The organism is Fluviicoccus sp. (assembly GCF_030646115.1).
Lineage (GTDB): Bacteria > Pseudomonadota > Gammaproteobacteria > Pseudomonadales > Moraxellaceae > Fluviicoccus.
The window spans coordinates 427,053-442,214 of record NZ_JAUSMX010000009.1; the positions used below are offsets into that span (position 1 = coordinate 427,053).

A 15,162-nucleotide genomic window follows, 5' to 3' on the forward strand; every position below is an offset into this window, starting at 1 on the left:
CACTCACCCCTTACTGATGGTTGTCGGTGTACGGCAGCAGGGCCAGATAGCGGGCTTGCTTGATGGCAAGGGCCAGCTGACGCTGATAACGGGCTTTCGTACCGGTGATGCGGCTCGGAACGATCTTGCCGTTTTCAGTGACGTACTGCTTGAGGGTTTCAGTGTCTTTGTAGTCGATATAATCAACTTTTTCCGCAGTAAAGCGGCAGAACTTGCGACGACGGTAAAAACGCGCCATGACGATTCTCCTGGAGATTAGCCTTCGCTGTCAGAGGACAGGGATTCTTCGCTGCGGGCAGCCTTGCGGGCGCGCTTTTCTTCGGCGCTCTTGGCCAGCAGCGACTCTTCGGTAATGGCCTTGTCGCGACGGATGATGATGTTACGGATAACGGCATCGTTGTAGCGGAAGGCTTCGCCGAGTTCATCAACGATCTTCTGGTCGCACTCGATGTTCAGCAGAACATAGTGGGCCTTGTGGACCTTGTTGATGGGATAGGCGAGTTGGCGACGGCCCCAATCTTCCAGGCGGTGTACTTGGCCGCCGGATTCTTTCACCGTGTTGGTGTAACGCTCCACCATGGCAGAGACTTGCTCGCTCTGGTCCGGATGGACCAGCAGCACGATTTCGTAATGACGCATGACAGCTCCTTACGGGTTAACAGCCCAGGCCGGATTTGACAAGGGCAAGGAGTGGTGGCCATTCCCGCAGGAACGACCGAGGATCCCGGTCACTTGGACAGGGGTCGGGCATTCTACGCCATTGGCTGGAACGTAGCAATTATTTTCAGGCATCAAAGCCAACCGCGCTCCGCCAGGGAGATGATGTCGCCGTCGCCGACCACCAGATGGTCGAGTACTCGGACATCCACCAGCGCCAAAGCGGATTTCAGGCGTTCCGTTATTTGCCGGTCGGCGGCGGACGGTTCGGCATGGCCGGATGGATGGTTATGGGAAAAAATGACGCCGGCCGCATGCAGGGCGAGGGCGCGCTTGACGACTTCGCGGGGATGAACCGCGCAACTGTCCAGGGTTCCCCGGAACAACTCTTCAAATGAAAGCAGACGGTTTTGGGTGTCGAGAAACAGGGCGGCAAAAACTTCATGCCGCTGGTGGCGGAGACGGGAGCGGAGAAAGCTGCGCACCATGCCGGGGCTGGTCAGCAGGTCACCGGTATTCAGCGTCTGTTCAAGGTGGCGGCGCCCCAGTTCCATCGAGGCCATCAGCAGGGCGTATTTGGCGGGCCCGATGCCTTCCCGGGATAGTACGCGGTCGGCATCGGATTCCAGCAGGTTGCGCAAGGACCCGAAATGGCTGATCAGGTCGCGCCCAATGTCAACCGCCGTCTTGCGGGTGGTGCCGGTGCGCAGAAAAACAGCCAGCAGTTCGGCATCGGAAAGAAAATGGGCGCCGCGCTGCAAAAGCTTCTCGCGCGGACGTTCATCAGCGGGCCAGTCGGTAATGGGCATCATCAAGTCCTTTTGGATAGTCAAGGCAAATGGTATTGTTGGCGCTTTGGTTTTTCAGCCGCAAACGTCCATATGCTTGTCAATCTTAGCAATAAACGCATCCTCCTGGGTATCAGCGGCGGCATTGCCGCTTACAAAAGCGCCGATCTGGTGCGGAGGCTCCGTGATGCCGGCGCAGAGGTTCGCGTGGTGATGACGGCTGCCGCCTGCCAGTTCATTACTCCGTTGACACTGCAGGCACTGTCCGGACATCCCGTGCATACCGAGTTGCTGGACCCCGAGGCTGAGGCGGGCATGGGTCATATCGAGCTGGCGCGCTGGGCCGATCTGGTGCTGGTGGCGCCGGCCAGCGCCGACGTCATCGCCCGGTTGGCCGCCGGGCTGGCCAACGATTTGCTGACCACTCTCTGGCTGGCCTGTCCGGGTATCAAGGTAATCGCCCCGGCCATGAACCAGCAGATGTGGGTTTCATCGCCAACCAGGGAAAATGTTGAGTGCCTGCTGGGAAGAGGCGTGGTTGTTCTCGGGCCGGCATCAGGCAGTCAGGCCTGCGGTGATGTGGGCGCCGGCCGCATGCTGGAGGCTGTGGAACTGGCCCGGCACTGCGCCGGACTATTCGCCACCGGCAGCCTGGCCGGACGACGCGTGGTAATTACGGCCGGGCCCACACGCGAACCTATTGATCCGGTGCGCTATGTCAGCAACCACAGTTCAGGCAAAATGGGCTATGCCTTGGCTCAGGCCTGTGTCGAGGCAGGGGCGAGAGTCACGCTGATCAGCGGGCCAGTGCACTTGCCGACCCCCGAACGCGTGCAACGGATCAATGTCGGCAGCGCACTGGAGATGCTGTCAGTTGCTGAATCCGCCGTGAGTGATGGCTGTGATATCTTCATCGCCACCGCTGCGGTGGCGGATTATCGTCCAGTCAGCGTGGCGGAGCACAAGATCAAGAAAACCGGTGATGCGCTAACCATTGAACTGGTGCGCAACCCGGACATTGTCGCCACCGTGGCGTCACGGCCGGATCGTCCGTTTGTAGTCGGTTTTGCGGCAGAAACGCGTCAGGTGGAGGAATACGCCAAGGGCAAGCTCCGGGACAAGCGTCTGGACATGATCGCCTGCAACGATGTTTCGCGAGCGGATATCGGTTTCCAGAGTGATGACAACGCCATGGTGGTTTTTTGGGACGGAGGCTCGCAACGGCTCGACAAGGCTCCCAAAACTCTGATCGCCCGTGAACTGGTGAGCCTGATCGCCCGACAGATCAATCCATCCCTCTAAATTGAAAGCCAAAACCATGAAACTTCAGGTCAAGATTCTTAACTCCCGGATTGGCACGGATTTCCCGCTGCCTGCCTACGCTACCGACGGATCGGCCGGACTGGACTTGCGCGCCTGCCTGGACGCCCCGCTGACACTGGAGCCGGGGCAGACCGTGCTGGTGGGTACTGGTCTCTCAATCTACATCGGTAACCCGGGCTTTGCCGGGCTGGTGCTTCCCCGCTCGGGGCTGGGTCACAAACATGGTATCGTTTTGGGAAATCTGGTGGGGCTGATAGATTCCGACTATCAGGGAGAGTTGATGATTTCCTGCTGGAACCGGGGGGCTTCTACCTTTACCATTCAGCCGGGAGAGCGTATTGCCCAGTATGTTCTGGTGCCGGTCATCCAGACAGAGCTTGCAGTGGTAAGCGACTTTCAGTCAACAGCACGAGGGGGCGGCGGTTTCGGTCATTCGGGCTCGCATTGACGGCGGGCATTAAACAATAATCCGGGTCTGCTGAGGGGAGAGAATAAATTGGCGGCAAAAATAAAACCCATCTACCGCATGGCGCTACCGTTTCTAGCGGCTATTGCCGGTGTTCAGCTGCTTGTGGCTCTCCTGACAATTGTCGTGCTGGCCATGACGGATGGCGACAGGACAAAAGAAGAAAAAAGCCGCTTTGACCGCCAGGCGGCGGCGCTGGTCAATGGGTATATCGAACAGCAGAACCTGTTTGTCACGCAATTGGCTGGCCTTCCTGCGGAATCGACGCCATCATCCCTGCCGGGTGTCTCGGTTATTCGCTTGGTTCCGGCAAATGCTGAAATTCCCAAGGATCTGGGCTATACGCATCAGGATATGTTGCGAAGGGCGATCCAGTCCCGGACAAATATCCACCCAGAAGCCAGCCATGTCTCGACCGGCGATGTCATGATCAGTCAGGTGCGGATGCTGAAAAGTGGCGGATTCCTGTTGGCGGGCTTCTCTGCAGTCCCTTTGGTGGCCAGCTTGAAAGCCCTGGCGGACAAGGAAGGGGCTATCCGGGTGCGGCAAAAGATCGGGGCGACCGGAACGGTGTCAGAGGTTGTGGAACTGAATGCCAGAGCCACATTTACCCTGTCCGCCGTCAAACTGATGAATCCGAACTGGACGCTGGAGTACAAGGCGCCTGTCGGCCCAAGCGCGATTCTGGTGGTGGCCATTGCCCTGATCATAGCGGCGCTTATTATCCCGATTCTGGCTTTCCTGTTGGTCCGGATGTACGAAGCCCGAATCCGCCACGACCTGGATGCCTTACATGGTGTTACCCGGGGTGAGGAGCTGTCCAGTCCGTTGCATTTCGAGTCGATGCAGGAGCTTTGGTCCATCCTGACCGGATTTGCCTCGCGTCACACACCCACGACTTCTGCAGGCGGCAAACCGGCAAGCGCCATCCGCACCCATGATGTGGCCGGTATTGTGGAGGATGCGGAGGCATTGAATCTGATGCCGGTGGCTGTGCCGATAGAGGAGTCTCAGGTTCAAGAAGCGAAGCAGGCTGCCCCGGCATTGGTGTTGGAGAAAGCGCAAGAAGAAGAGCCAGAAGTTATTCAGGATGATCATGATGTTGCCGAGCTGTCGCCGCTGGAATTCACGCTCAGCAAGAAAGGCGGGGACGATACTTCTACTAAATCCGGTTTTCCCGCGCATGTTTTTCGGGACTACGATATTCGCGGCAAGGCAGTCACGGAAATTTCCGAGGATCTGGCTGTGCAGATCGGTCGCGCCGTGGCCACCGAAGCCCAGGAGCGAGGTGAACGCACGGTAGTGGTTGGCCGGGATGTCCGTCTGAGCAGTGACCTGTTGGCCAAGGCGCTGATTCGCGGTCTCACCGAATCCGGTTGTGATGTGGTGGATGTCGGTATGGTGCCGTCACCAGTGCTGTATTTCGCTGCCAAAAATATCGGTTCCGGCAGCGGCGTCATGGTCACCGCCAGCCACAACCCGGCTCCAGACAATGGTTTCAAAATCATGCTGGCAGGGCACACCTTGGGCGGTATCGAAATCCGCGCCCTGCGCGAGCGCATCCTGCGTAAGGATTTTGCCAAGGGCAGCGGCTCCATGGTTCAGCATTCGGTGGATGATGATTATCTGCAACGCATTGCTGATGACATCCTGCTGGCCAGAACGTTCAATGTCGTAGTGGATGCCGGTAACGGGGTGGCGGGTCCGATGGCGGTCCGCATGCTGGAGGAGATGGGATGTACCGTCAGTCCGCTGTATTGTGAGCCTGACGGCAATTTTCCCCATCATGACCCCGATCCAAGTAATCATGACAACCTGGAAGACTTGCTCAGTGATGTCGCGATCAGCGGTGCAGACTTGGGCTTGGCGTTTGACGGCGACGGCGACCGGGTCGTTATTGTCACCAACTCCACGAAAATTGTGGCCAGCGACCGTTTGCTGATGTTGTTTGCCCGTGAAGTGCTGGCAACGCAGCCTGGCGCCGATATCCTGTTTGATGTGAAGTGTTCCCGGGATCTGGTGTCAGTAATCACCACACATGGCGGCCGTCCGGTCATGACCAAGACGGGGCATTCCTGGTTGAAGGCCGGCGTGGCGGAAACCGGCGCTCCTCTCGCAGGCGAAATGAGCGGTCATTTCATTTTCAATGATCGCTGGGGCGACTTTGATGACGGGCTTTATGCAGCTGCTCGTTTCCTGGAGATTCTGGCTCAAAGCACAGGGGTTGTGGATGACCTGTTTGCTGAGTTCCCGGAGCGGATTTCTACACCCGAATTACAGGTGCCGGTGTCGGAAGACGAAAAATCGTTGGTGATGGAACGGTTGTTGGCTTCCAAAGATGAGATCTTCGAGGGAACCGTCAATACGACCGACGGTTTGAGAGTCGAATTTGCCGGAGGGTGGGGCATTGTCCGTGCATCAAATACCGGTTCCTATTTGGTCGCCAGATTTGAAGCGAACACGACAGAAGATCTGGAGATGGTCAAAAGTTTCTTCAGGGAACGGTTGCACAAGGCCGACCCTATGATGTTATTGCCTTTTTAACGGAGATTGAAGGAATGGCTCTATCGCAAGATGCCGCGTTGAATATTGCCAAGGTTCTGACTGAGGCCCTTCCCTATATCCAGCGGTTTCATGGCAAAACCATCGTGGTCAAATACGGTGGAAACGCCATGACGGATCCCGATCTGGAAAACTCGTTTGCCCGTGACATTGTGCTGCTGAAGACGGTCGGCCTTAATCCGGTCGTGGTGCATGGCGGTGGTCCGCAGATTGGAGATTTATTGAACCGTATCGGCAAGGAGTCCCGATTTGTTGACGGCATGCGCGTTACCGACAAAGAAACCATGGATGTTGTCGAAATGGTGCTGGGTGGACTGGTCAATAAGTCGATCGTCAATCTGATCAACCAGAACGGCGGGCGGGCCATGGGATTGACCGGTAAGGATGGAAATCTGCTCCGGGCCAAAAAATTGTATATCGAGAAGCAGGGCGACGACGGCAAGACTGAAAAGGTGGATATCGGCCAGGTGGGTGAGGTGGCCGGTGTTAAGACAGATGTACTGGATCTTTTCATGGCCAGCGACTTCATTCCGGTCATTGCTCCGGTGGGAGTGGGAGATGACGGTGAGTCCTACAATATCAATGCCGATCTGGTAGCCGGGAAAGTCGCTGAAGCGCTTAAGGCGGAGAAGCTGATACTGTTGACCAATATTACGGGGGTACTGGATCGGAACAAGAATATTCTGACCGGTCTCAGCACTCAGGACGTGGATGATCTTATTGCTGACGGCACAATTTACGGAGGCATGATACCCAAAGTCTCATGCGCACTGGATGCCGTCAAGGGAGGGGTTGTCAGTGCGCATATCATTGACGGCCGCTTACCACACGCCACCTTGATTGAAATTTTTACCGATGAAGGTATTGGCACCCTGATCAGCAACAAGAGCAAGAAGGCCCGCAAGAGTTAAAGTCAGGGTGAAGGAGGGGGGGCTATTGCCGGTAACCCTCCCTTGTTGCTTTCAAGTTCGGTCAGTCTCTGGATAATACCTATGAAGTCCTGCCGGACTTTAGCCTGCTCCGCGCGCTGGCTGGCGACGAGCGAATTCAGGTCCTGAATCTGCAGTTCGTACTGGTGGATTTGGTCCTTGGTTTGATTGGTAAGTGACTTGCCGGAACGTTCCTGATCCGCAGCATGTTCCACCAGTTCGGAGCGTAGCCGCTTCAGGCGCATTAGTTGGATCGCATTGTAACCAATACTGGTCTCAAGCGTATCCAGCAGGCGGTTTCGTGCCAGTTCTGCGTCCCGAGAGGAGGAATAAAGCCTGAGGATACGCGCGTCCTCCTGTTGCCGGCGAAGCATGGCATCACGCCGTACCTTGTCCTTCTGGTAGGCATCCTCATTGAAAGCCGGTATACGGCGAAGTACCTGCATGTTCCTGTCAAGTATGTCATAGCCGCGCTTAACATGCTCTTCGGTAATCTGATCGCTTAGTGTGGGAATTCCGCCTTCACTGAAAAAACGGTACCAGCGTTTCGGTTCTGATCCTGCAGGGGCGTTGGAGGTGGCGGCAATGGCAAATTCAGCGCCCAGCGACAAAGCCAGCACCAATACCCTCAAAATGACCTTGCCTGATAGACTCATGGATACGCCCGATACTTCATGTAATTCTTGTCCAACTATTCTAGTCATAGGATGCGCCCCGTGTCAGCCACTGAACTGTTGATTTTGTTTGTGGTTTCATTAGCGGCCAACTTGTTGTCGGCTTTGGCGGGCGGTGGCGCCGGATTACTGCAGTTGCCGGCATTGCTGATTCTCGGTTTACCGTTCGGCACGGCGCTGGCGACACACAAGATTGCCAGTGTTGCTTTGGGGGTGGGGGCTGGGCTCCGGCATTTCCAGAACCGCACCCTGGCGTCAGGCTTGTCAATGCTGATTCTGGTGGCCGGGCTGCCCGGGGTTTGGCTGGGAACCCGGATCATATTGTCTGTTCCCGAGCGTTTGGCGGAATTGAGTCTCGGTCTTCTGACATTGGGTTTGGGAGGCTACTCCTTCTGCAAGCCGCAACTGGGTCAACATAGTGTCGAAACGCGGCACGACTGGAGAGGGCTCTTGGGCGGAGGGGTGGTATTGTTTCTGATAGGCATGCTAAACGGGTCCTTGACCTCGGGAACCGGACTGTTTGTCACCATTTGGCTGGTGCGTTGGTTCGGACTGGATTTTATGACAGCCGTGTCATATACCCTGATTCTGGTGGGATTGTTCTGGAATGGTGCGGGTGCCTTGCTGCTCGGACTGCAGGCGCCGATAGCCTGGAGCTGGCTGCCTCCCCTGATTGCTGGCTCATTGATTGGCGGCTATGCCGGAGCGCACTGGAGCTTGCTGAAAGGTAATGCCTGGGTCAAGCGCTCCTTCGAGGTATTGACGGTTCTGGTCGGTCTACACCTGATTCTGGATGCCATCAGATAATGCGCAGGAACTGCGCCGGGCTGCATCCCATGCGATCAACTCGTCCAGCCGCATTGGGGCACCCGGCATGTAGCCTTGAACTGAATGACACTTGAGCGATGCCAGCAGTTTCCATTGATCATTGTTTTCAACACCTTTGGCAATTATCTCCCACCCCATGTGGCCAGCCATGGAGATCAGTGCTGCCAAAATATCATGATCATGTGTCACTTCATTCGAACTCAACAGGCATCGATCCAGTTTGAGTGCAGAAATGGGTAAGGTTTTAAGCCAAAGCAGGGAAGAAGAACCGGTACCGAAATCATCAACCACCAGCCGAATGCCTGAACCCTGCAAGCGGGAAAGGAAGGCTGGAGCTTTGTGCCGGAATTCAAAAAGAATGGATTCGGAAATTTCAAGCCTGAACGTAGCAGGACTGACGCCTTCTTCCTCAAGGATACGCACAGTATCCGCCACAAACCGTTCATTGTTCATGTTCAGGGAAGAGCAGTTCATGCTGATATGCAAGCCGTGGAAAATTCCTGAAAGAATAGTCAGATCCTTGCAAATGCGACGGATCACCCAAGTGTCAATCAGGTCAATGAACCCGTTGAATTCTGCAATATTGATGAAATGGTCCGGAGTGAGAATGCCCTTGACCGGGTGCTGCCATCTGACCAAGGCCTCTACTGAGCATAGCGTGTTGTTGTCCAGTGAAAGCACCGGCTGGTAGAGCAGGAAGAGTTCTGATTCGGTAATGGCCTTTTGCAAGTCCTGCTGGATTTTGAGTTCGCGGTGTGATTTGTGCTGAAGGTAGTCACTGTAATAATTAAAGGTGTTCCGGCCGCTCCCCTTGGATTGATAGAGCGCGTAATCCGCATTCTTGATCAACAAGTCCTGATGGTCGCCGTCATGGGGGAACAGGCTGATGCCGATGCTGGTGGTGGTGGTGACAGCGCGTCCACTAATGGCAATTGGCTCCTGCATTTTTTGCAGGATGCGGTTGGCGATAGCCTTGGACTCAGCGGTGGTGCTGATAGGCGCAACCAGACAGAATTCGTCCCCGCCCAGTCTCCCAATCAGATCGTGCCCACGTAAAACACTACGCAAGCGCCGTGAAATGATGCGCAATAGCTCATCACCGGCAGCATGTCCCAAGGTGTCATTGACCTGTTTGAAGTTGTCCAAGTCGATAAACAGTATGGCGAGGCGTCCACCGGCCTGACGGGACTCATGAAGCCGGGCTGCAAAGGCCTCCATGAAGGCGTGGCGGTTATATAAGGATGTTAGCGGATCGTAGTGGGCCAGTTGCTCAAGGCCTTCACGGGTGTTATGCATCTCTTCTACCAGAGAGCGGGTCTGAACAAGACTCTCGGACTGCTCCGTCAGTTTCCGGAAGGCGAACAATGCCAGAAAAAGAGTCATTACGGCGATAAAAAAAGTCAGAGAAATAAACAGCGCCAGAATCAGGTGACCTGCGGTCTTGTCAGGTCCGGCGGTGATGGAGTCCGAAGGGAAAAACAGGACAGAGTGGATGGTAAGCCGGTATTCTGTACAGATCAGTATCGCCAGCAACAGCGAAAATCCTGCCGACTCAACAGCGCGGTCGGGGTTGCGGGGGGTCAAAAAACGCCAGGCTGCCAACCCGTTAGTCAACACCATCAAAGCGAACACCCAGAGTATGTTTGCAGGACTCAGATACAAAGGGCCAAGAGTGGACAGCGGCGACAATGGCGCCAGCACCATCATGGCCATGGAAACCCCCAGGAGAAGGGCGGAAATTGTTTTGGAAGTCAGGAGGCTGCGGTCAGGCGGAATATGAAAAAGCAGGAAGGTGCATCCCCATACTGCGATAAAAACCAACAGCCAAATGCCGCTGAACCCGCTGAAAGGCAGCAATAGACCCAGATAGAGAACGAAAATACCGGACCAGAGAGCACCCGCCAAAACCAGGCTTCCTGCCAGTTGCCAGAAGGGCAGGGTGTTGTCCGGCAAGAGCCCGGGATGATGAATGCGGGCATGGAAATGCTGGCAGGAATAGAACCCGGCTGCCAGCACCAGTAAAGCGATCAGCAGATGAGCAGGGCTGTGCGGCCAGACGTGGACAACGGATTGATGGCTTCCAATCCCGGCCAGATACCATGGCGTCCAGTCATCAAACATACCGTATACTCCTTGTACTCGTCAGTGTGTCCGTCACAAATGAAGCAAAGCCGATAGTGGAACCAGCCAAAGCGGGAAAGACAGCCGTCAAAAAGGCTTCCTTGCCCAACACAAGGGCGCACGCCTCTACGCTAACAAAGAAAAGATGCTAACACTGCGCTGATCCAATTGCGCCTTACCTTGCCCAGTGCATGAAGAAAAAACGCTAAGCCTTTGTAAAATAATTTAACGTACCGCTCCACAACCTCGGCGACAGATTGTAGCGCCGTCCCTAAAACTATGTTAAAACAACAGTGGCCCCCATTAAAGCAGTCATTGCATCATAACGAGGGGTAATTCTTGGTAATTTCCGATTCCACCCCGGCCTTGTGGCCCCAAATTTTAGGAAGGCGGCTCCGATGGATGAAAATTTTGACGGCTTGAAAGTCATGGTGATTGATGACTCCAAGACCATTCGACGCACAGCTGAAACCCTGCTCCAGAAAGCCGGATGCACAGTCATCACGGCGGTAGACGGATTTGATGCGCTTTCCAAGATTGCGGACACAAATCCTGACATCATTTTTGTCGACATCATGATGCCGCGTCTGGACGGTTACCAGACCTGCGCGCTCATCAAGAACAATTCGGCTTTCAAGTCAACGCCGGTCATTATGCTGTCCAGCAAGGACGGCCTCTTTGACAAGGCTAAAGGGCGCATCGTGGGTTCTGACGAATACCTGACCAAGCCTTTCAGTAAGGAAGAGTTGTTCGACGCCATCAAGCAACATGTCAAGTCCTGATTATTCAGATACGGCATTCGTGAGGATAACATGGCTCGAATTTTGATCGTGGATGATTCGCCAACAGAAACGTATCGCTTCAAGGAAATACTTGAGCGGTATGGTCATGGCGTTCTTGAAGCGCCTAACGGCGCCGATGGTGTGGCAATGGCGAAAGCCGAATTGCCCGATCTGGTGTTGATGGATGTGGTCATGCCCGGGATCAACGGATTCCAGGCGACCCGGCAGATCACTAAAAGCCCTGAAACGGCCCACATTCCGGTGGTGATTGTGACCACCAAGGATCAGGAAACAGACCGTGTATGGGGCAAGCGTCAGGGCGCCAAGGACTACCTCACCAAGCCGGTGGATGAAACGCTTCTGATGCAGGTCATCGCTAATCTGATTCCAGGCAAGTAAGTAGGGTATCGAGCATGGCTGCCAAAGGCTTTATCAAACTCCTTGAAATTGCCGAGCGCTCCAAACAACAGGGTTTGGGCTTGCTGGGTCAGGGTGGGGATGCATGGACCGGGGTGGGGTTCATGTTGTCCGGTCAATTGTTCCTGACTCCGATCGGTGAAGTGGCTGAAATCCTTAAAGTGCCCCGCTATACCATGATTCCCGGTGTCGCCGGCTGGATGAAGGGGCTTGCCAATGTGCGGGGGCGGTTACTGCCAATCATGGATTTGTTGGCTTTTGTCAATAAAAGATCCGGCCAGCAAGGGCATAAGCGCCGGGTTCTGGTCATTGATCATGAAGATGTATTCAGCGGACTGATTGTGGATGATGTGCTGGGAATGCAGCATTTTCCGGCCTCCGACTTCAGGCAGTCGTCAGTGGGTGTATTTCCTGAGATGGCGCCGTTTGTGCGCGGGAGTTTTGTCCGCGACGGGCGTGTCTGGCATGTACTGCTTATGAGCCGGCTCATTGAGGATCCACGTTTCCTCAAGGCTTCGGCCGCGTAAATTCACGATCCTTATGCAGCTTTGTAGAACAAAAACAGGTTTGGGGGAGAGAAATAGGCTATGAAACCGCAGACGCAAAACAAGCGCATCGCGCTGGGCGGCGAAAAAATCAAAGGGTTGTTCTCCAAAAAGAACCTTCAAGCCCTGTTCAGTCGTAACTATTGGCAAAATCTCTGGCGGTCGGTTGCCGACACTCCGGATACAGGGCGTTGGCTGGTGTCCTTTGTGCTGGCGTTCGTGTTCACCGCCATTGCCTTCGGTGTGGTGGGTTTCCGGAGCGCCAAAGGTCGGGAGATGATTCAGGACTCTTCGGAGATGCGCGTGTTGTCGCAAGATATTGCGAAGAACGCTACGGAATCGGCTTCCGGCAACCAGCAGGCATTTGAATCATTGGCGAAGGCGACCAAGGATTTTGATGCACGGTGGACCTCCCTGAAAAAGCTGCATGACCCCAACAAGCCTGACTCCAAGAAGGTTGAGGAAGTTTGGAGTCGGATGTCCAAAAATACTCAAGCAGTACTTGCCGGTGAAAAGACAGTAGGTAACCTGCATGATCTGGTGGCCGGTATTTCTGATGCTGTGCCGGAATTGCAGTCTGAAAACGATGTGTTTGTTGATCGTCTGGTTGCGTTGAATGCATCCTCGTCACAGGTAGTGTTGGCCAAGCAGCAGTCAGTGCTGGCTGAGCGGATTCTGCGATCCGTATCCAGTGTCCTCAACGGGGATGAAAACGCCGTCATGGCGGCGGATGATTTCGGTAGGGATGCGGCTGAATTCGGTGAGGTGTTGCAGGGGTTTCTCAACGGCTCGCCTGATTTGGGAATTCTGGCGGTGCGTGACGCAGACGCACGTCAGTCCCTTGAGGCTGTGGCCAAACTGTTTGATACCTCGGTTCAGCAAGGCGCCAATGAAATTCTTGAAACTTCGCCTGAATTGTTTCAGGTGCGTGAAGCTTCTTCAGCCGTATTCCGTGATTCCCCCGAGTTGCTGACGGCACTGAATACGATGACTGTCTCCATCAACGAAGAATCAAACTCCTTGGCGGCGGCTATCATCGGAGGTGTTTCGCTGTTAACGACACTGGTTTCTCTGATCATGCTGATTCGCTTGCGCGCCCGTCAGGATCGGGAACGGGCCGAAGGTGAAAAGACCGTTGAAAAGGATCGCGCTGAGAAGGTGGAGCTGGAAAATCAGCGCAATCAGGCCGCTATTTTGAGATTGCTCGATGAGCTCGGTGATTTGGCGGATGGTGACCTTACTGTTCAGGCAACCGTGTCTGAAGACTTCACCGGTGCGATCGCTGACTCGATCAACTACTCCATTGACCAATTACGGCAACTAGTATCGACCATTAACCAGACGGCGGTGCAGGTTTCATCCGCGGCTCAGGAAACTCAGTCTACAGCCATGCATCTGGCTGAGGCATCCGAGCACCAGGCTCAAGAAATTGCCGGAGCTTCCGCCGCCGTGAATGAAATGGCGGTATCGATTGACCAGGTGTCGGCTAACGCGGCTGAATCCGCCGTTGTGGCCGACAGATCTGTGGCAATTGCACACAAAGGCGCGGATGTAGTGCAGCGCAGTATCGAGGGTATGGATACTATTCGTGAGCAGATTCAGGAAACCTCCAAGCGGATCAAACGTCTAGGTGAATCTTCTCAGGAAATCGGCGATATCGTGTCGCTGATTAACGACATTGCTGACCAGACAAACATTCTGGCGTTGAACGCGGCTATTCAGGCGTCTATGGCGGGTGAGGCCGGTCGCGGTTTCGCGGTGGTTGCGGACGAAGTGCAGCGTCTTGCAGAACGTTCGGCGGCTGCAACGAAGCAGATTGAACAGTTGGTTAAAACGATTCAATCGGATACCAACGAAGCGGTTATCTCCATGGAGCAAACCACTTCTGAAGTTGTGCGCGGTGCCAGGCTCGCCCAGGATGCCGGTGTGGCTCTGGAAGAGATTCAGTCCGTTTCCAGAAGCCTTGCAGACTTGATTCAGAACATCTCCAATGCGGCACGTCAACAAGCTGCATCCGCAGGCCACATTTCCAACACCATGAACGTCATTCAGGAGATTACGACCCAAACAACTGCAGGTACCATCGCAACCGCGCGGTCCATTGGTAATCTCGCGGAAATGGCTGCCGAGTTGCGTTTGTCGGTCGCAGGTTTCAAGCTGCCTGAAGCTGCTTGACCAAAGTCTGAAAGGGAGTAGCCGGCGTGAGTTTGGCAGATTGGGGTTTTAAGCCGGCTTTGCCCATGTCGGATGAGCAGTTTGAGTTATGGCAGGCTTTGGTTGAGGTCAGAATTGGAATTACGGTTACTCCGAGTCGCCGTTCCTTTCTGGAGACAAGTCTGACAACCCGCATGCGTGAAATTGGTCTTGATGACTATGAGGTGTTTTACGAAAAGCTGATGTCCGGCCCTGCGGGCAGTACAGAATGGATGATTCTGACCGATCGTTTAACCGTACAGGAAACCAGCTTCTTTCGTCATGTCAGCTCGTATAATCTGGTTGAAGAGCATCTGAGAAAGCTGGTGGCGGAGCCTGAGCGCCGCTCCATTAATTTATGGAGCGCAGGATGCTCAACAGGAGAGGAAGCGTACTCTCTGGCAATGCTGTCAGATAGTTTGCTAACTTCTAATGCGCATCGGCACGAGATATTTTTTGGGGTGACGGCCACCGACATCAGCTTGCCTACCTTGATGAAAGCCAGGCAAGGAGTATATGCGGACCGCAAAGTGATGGCGATTCCTGAGCATTATCGTCAACGATACTTCCAGCATCTGGATAACCAGCGGGAATGGAAGATTGTGGATGTCATCAGAAAGCGGGTTGCGTTTAGCCAGCTCAACCTGATGGAGTTGGAGAAAGCGCCTTTTGCTGATATGGATATTATTTTTTGCCAGAACGTATTGATTTATTTTCGCAGATTTCGTAAGCGAGATGTCGTGACCCAGTTGGCTAACCGCTTGGCTGTGGGTGGAGTCATGGTGCTCGGTTTGGGCGAGGTGGTGGACTGGAGCCATCCCCAGCTTGAGCGGATTGAATATCCGGATACATTGGCGTTCAGACGCGTGTGCTGAAA

General features: G+C 54.6%; 15 protein-coding genes. 10 read left to right on the forward strand and 5 right to left on the reverse strand.

Annotation, left to right across the window (positions count from 1 at the left end; translation table 11 throughout):
* Positions 1 to 10 precede the first annotated feature (10 nt).
* The 3 genes from rpsR to radC form a co-directional block, all read right to left on the reverse strand.
* On the reverse strand, positions 11 to 238 hold the full coding sequence (rpsR, locus tag Q7T36_RS07730; protein ID WP_130412080.1) for a 30S ribosomal protein S18: 228 nt from the start codon (positions 236 to 238) through the stop codon (positions 11 to 13).
* Between the two features lie 17 nt (positions 239 to 255).
* Positions 256 to 639: a 30S ribosomal protein S6 gene (rpsF, locus tag Q7T36_RS07735; protein WP_304846100.1), complete on the reverse strand. Its 384-nt coding sequence runs from the start codon at positions 637 to 639 to the stop codon at positions 256 to 258.
* Positions 640 to 791: 152 nt separating this feature from the next.
* Positions 792 to 1,469 carry a DNA repair protein RadC gene (gene radC / locus Q7T36_RS07740; RefSeq protein WP_304846103.1) on the reverse strand — a complete coding sequence of 226 codons (678 nt, stop codon included), beginning with the start codon at positions 1,467 to 1,469 and terminating at the stop codon, positions 792 to 794.
* Positions 1,470 to 1,538: 69 nt separating this feature from the next.
* Here radC and coaBC point away from each other — a divergent pair, with 69 nt between their 5' ends.
* From coaBC to argB, 4 genes are all read left to right on the forward strand, one after another.
* Positions 1,539 to 2,747, forward strand: coding sequence for a bifunctional phosphopantothenoylcysteine decarboxylase/phosphopantothenate--cysteine ligase CoaBC (gene coaBC / locus Q7T36_RS07745; protein ID WP_304846106.1), 1,209 nt, complete (start codon positions 1,539 to 1,541; stop codon positions 2,745 to 2,747).
* Positions 2,748 to 2,763: 16 nt separating this feature from the next.
* Positions 2,764 to 3,216 carry a dUTP diphosphatase gene (gene dut / locus Q7T36_RS07750; protein WP_304846108.1) on the forward strand — a complete coding sequence of 151 codons (453 nt, stop codon included), beginning with the start codon at positions 2,764 to 2,766 and terminating at the stop codon, positions 3,214 to 3,216.
* A 123-nt stretch (positions 3,217 to 3,339) separates the two neighbouring features.
* Positions 3,340 to 5,778, forward strand: coding sequence for a phosphomannomutase/phosphoglucomutase (locus tag Q7T36_RS07755; protein WP_304846111.1), 2,439 nt, complete (start codon positions 3,340 to 3,342; stop codon positions 5,776 to 5,778).
* Between the two features lie 14 nt (positions 5,779 to 5,792).
* A complete protein-coding gene (argB, locus tag Q7T36_RS07760; RefSeq protein ID WP_304846114.1) occupies positions 5,793 to 6,707 on the forward strand; it encodes an acetylglutamate kinase in 915 nt (304 codons plus the stop codon).
* 2 nt (positions 6,708 to 6,709) lie between these two features.
* Here the strand turns inward: argB and Q7T36_RS07765 are convergent, their stop codons facing one another.
* Positions 6,710 to 7,429, reverse strand: a complete 720-nt coding sequence (locus Q7T36_RS07765; RefSeq protein WP_304846117.1) for a hypothetical protein — start codon at positions 7,427 to 7,429, stop codon at positions 6,710 to 6,712.
* Positions 7,430 to 7,441: 12 nt separating this feature from the next.
* Between Q7T36_RS07765 and Q7T36_RS07770 the strand changes: the two genes are divergently transcribed.
* Positions 7,442 to 8,206 carry a sulfite exporter TauE/SafE family protein gene (locus Q7T36_RS07770; RefSeq protein WP_304846120.1) on the forward strand — a complete coding sequence of 255 codons (765 nt, stop codon included), beginning with the start codon at positions 7,442 to 7,444 and terminating at the stop codon, positions 8,204 to 8,206.
* Here Q7T36_RS07770 and Q7T36_RS07775 read toward each other — a convergent pair.
* Complete coding sequence (locus tag Q7T36_RS07775; RefSeq protein ID WP_304846122.1) at positions 8,177 to 10,348, reverse strand: bifunctional diguanylate cyclase/phosphodiesterase; 2,172 nt, start codon at positions 10,346 to 10,348, stop codon at positions 8,177 to 8,179. The two genes, Q7T36_RS07770 and Q7T36_RS07775, sit on opposite strands and share 30 nt — an antisense overlap.
* A 398-nt stretch (positions 10,349 to 10,746) precedes the next feature.
* Here Q7T36_RS07775 and pilG point away from each other — a divergent pair, with 398 nt between their 5' ends.
* Genes pilG through Q7T36_RS07800 form a run of 5 tightly spaced genes read left to right on the forward strand, consistent with a single transcriptional unit; the run spans position 10,747 to position 15,160 of the window.
* Entirely contained in the window at positions 10,747 to 11,130 is a 384-nt protein-coding gene (gene pilG / locus Q7T36_RS07780; protein WP_304846124.1) for a twitching motility response regulator PilG, read from the forward strand.
* A gap of 30 nt (positions 11,131 to 11,160) precedes the next feature.
* Positions 11,161 to 11,529: a twitching motility response regulator PilH gene (gene pilH / locus Q7T36_RS07785; RefSeq protein ID WP_304846126.1), complete on the forward strand. Its 369-nt coding sequence runs from the start codon at positions 11,161 to 11,163 to the stop codon at positions 11,527 to 11,529.
* Between the two features lie 14 nt (positions 11,530 to 11,543).
* The gene (locus Q7T36_RS07790) at positions 11,544 to 12,074 is read left to right on the forward strand and encodes a chemotaxis protein CheW (protein ID WP_304846129.1); all 531 of its coding nucleotides are present in this window, start codon (positions 11,544 to 11,546) and stop codon (positions 12,072 to 12,074) included.
* Positions 12,075 to 12,134: 60 nt separating this feature from the next.
* Complete coding sequence (locus tag Q7T36_RS07795) at positions 12,135 to 14,267, forward strand: methyl-accepting chemotaxis protein (RefSeq protein ID WP_304846132.1); 2,133 nt, start codon at positions 12,135 to 12,137, stop codon at positions 14,265 to 14,267.
* A 26-nt stretch (positions 14,268 to 14,293) separates the two neighbouring features.
* Entirely contained in the window at positions 14,294 to 15,160 is an 867-nt protein-coding gene (locus Q7T36_RS07800; RefSeq protein WP_304846135.1) for a protein-glutamate O-methyltransferase CheR, read from the forward strand.
* Positions 15,161 to 15,162 lie beyond the last annotated feature (2 nt).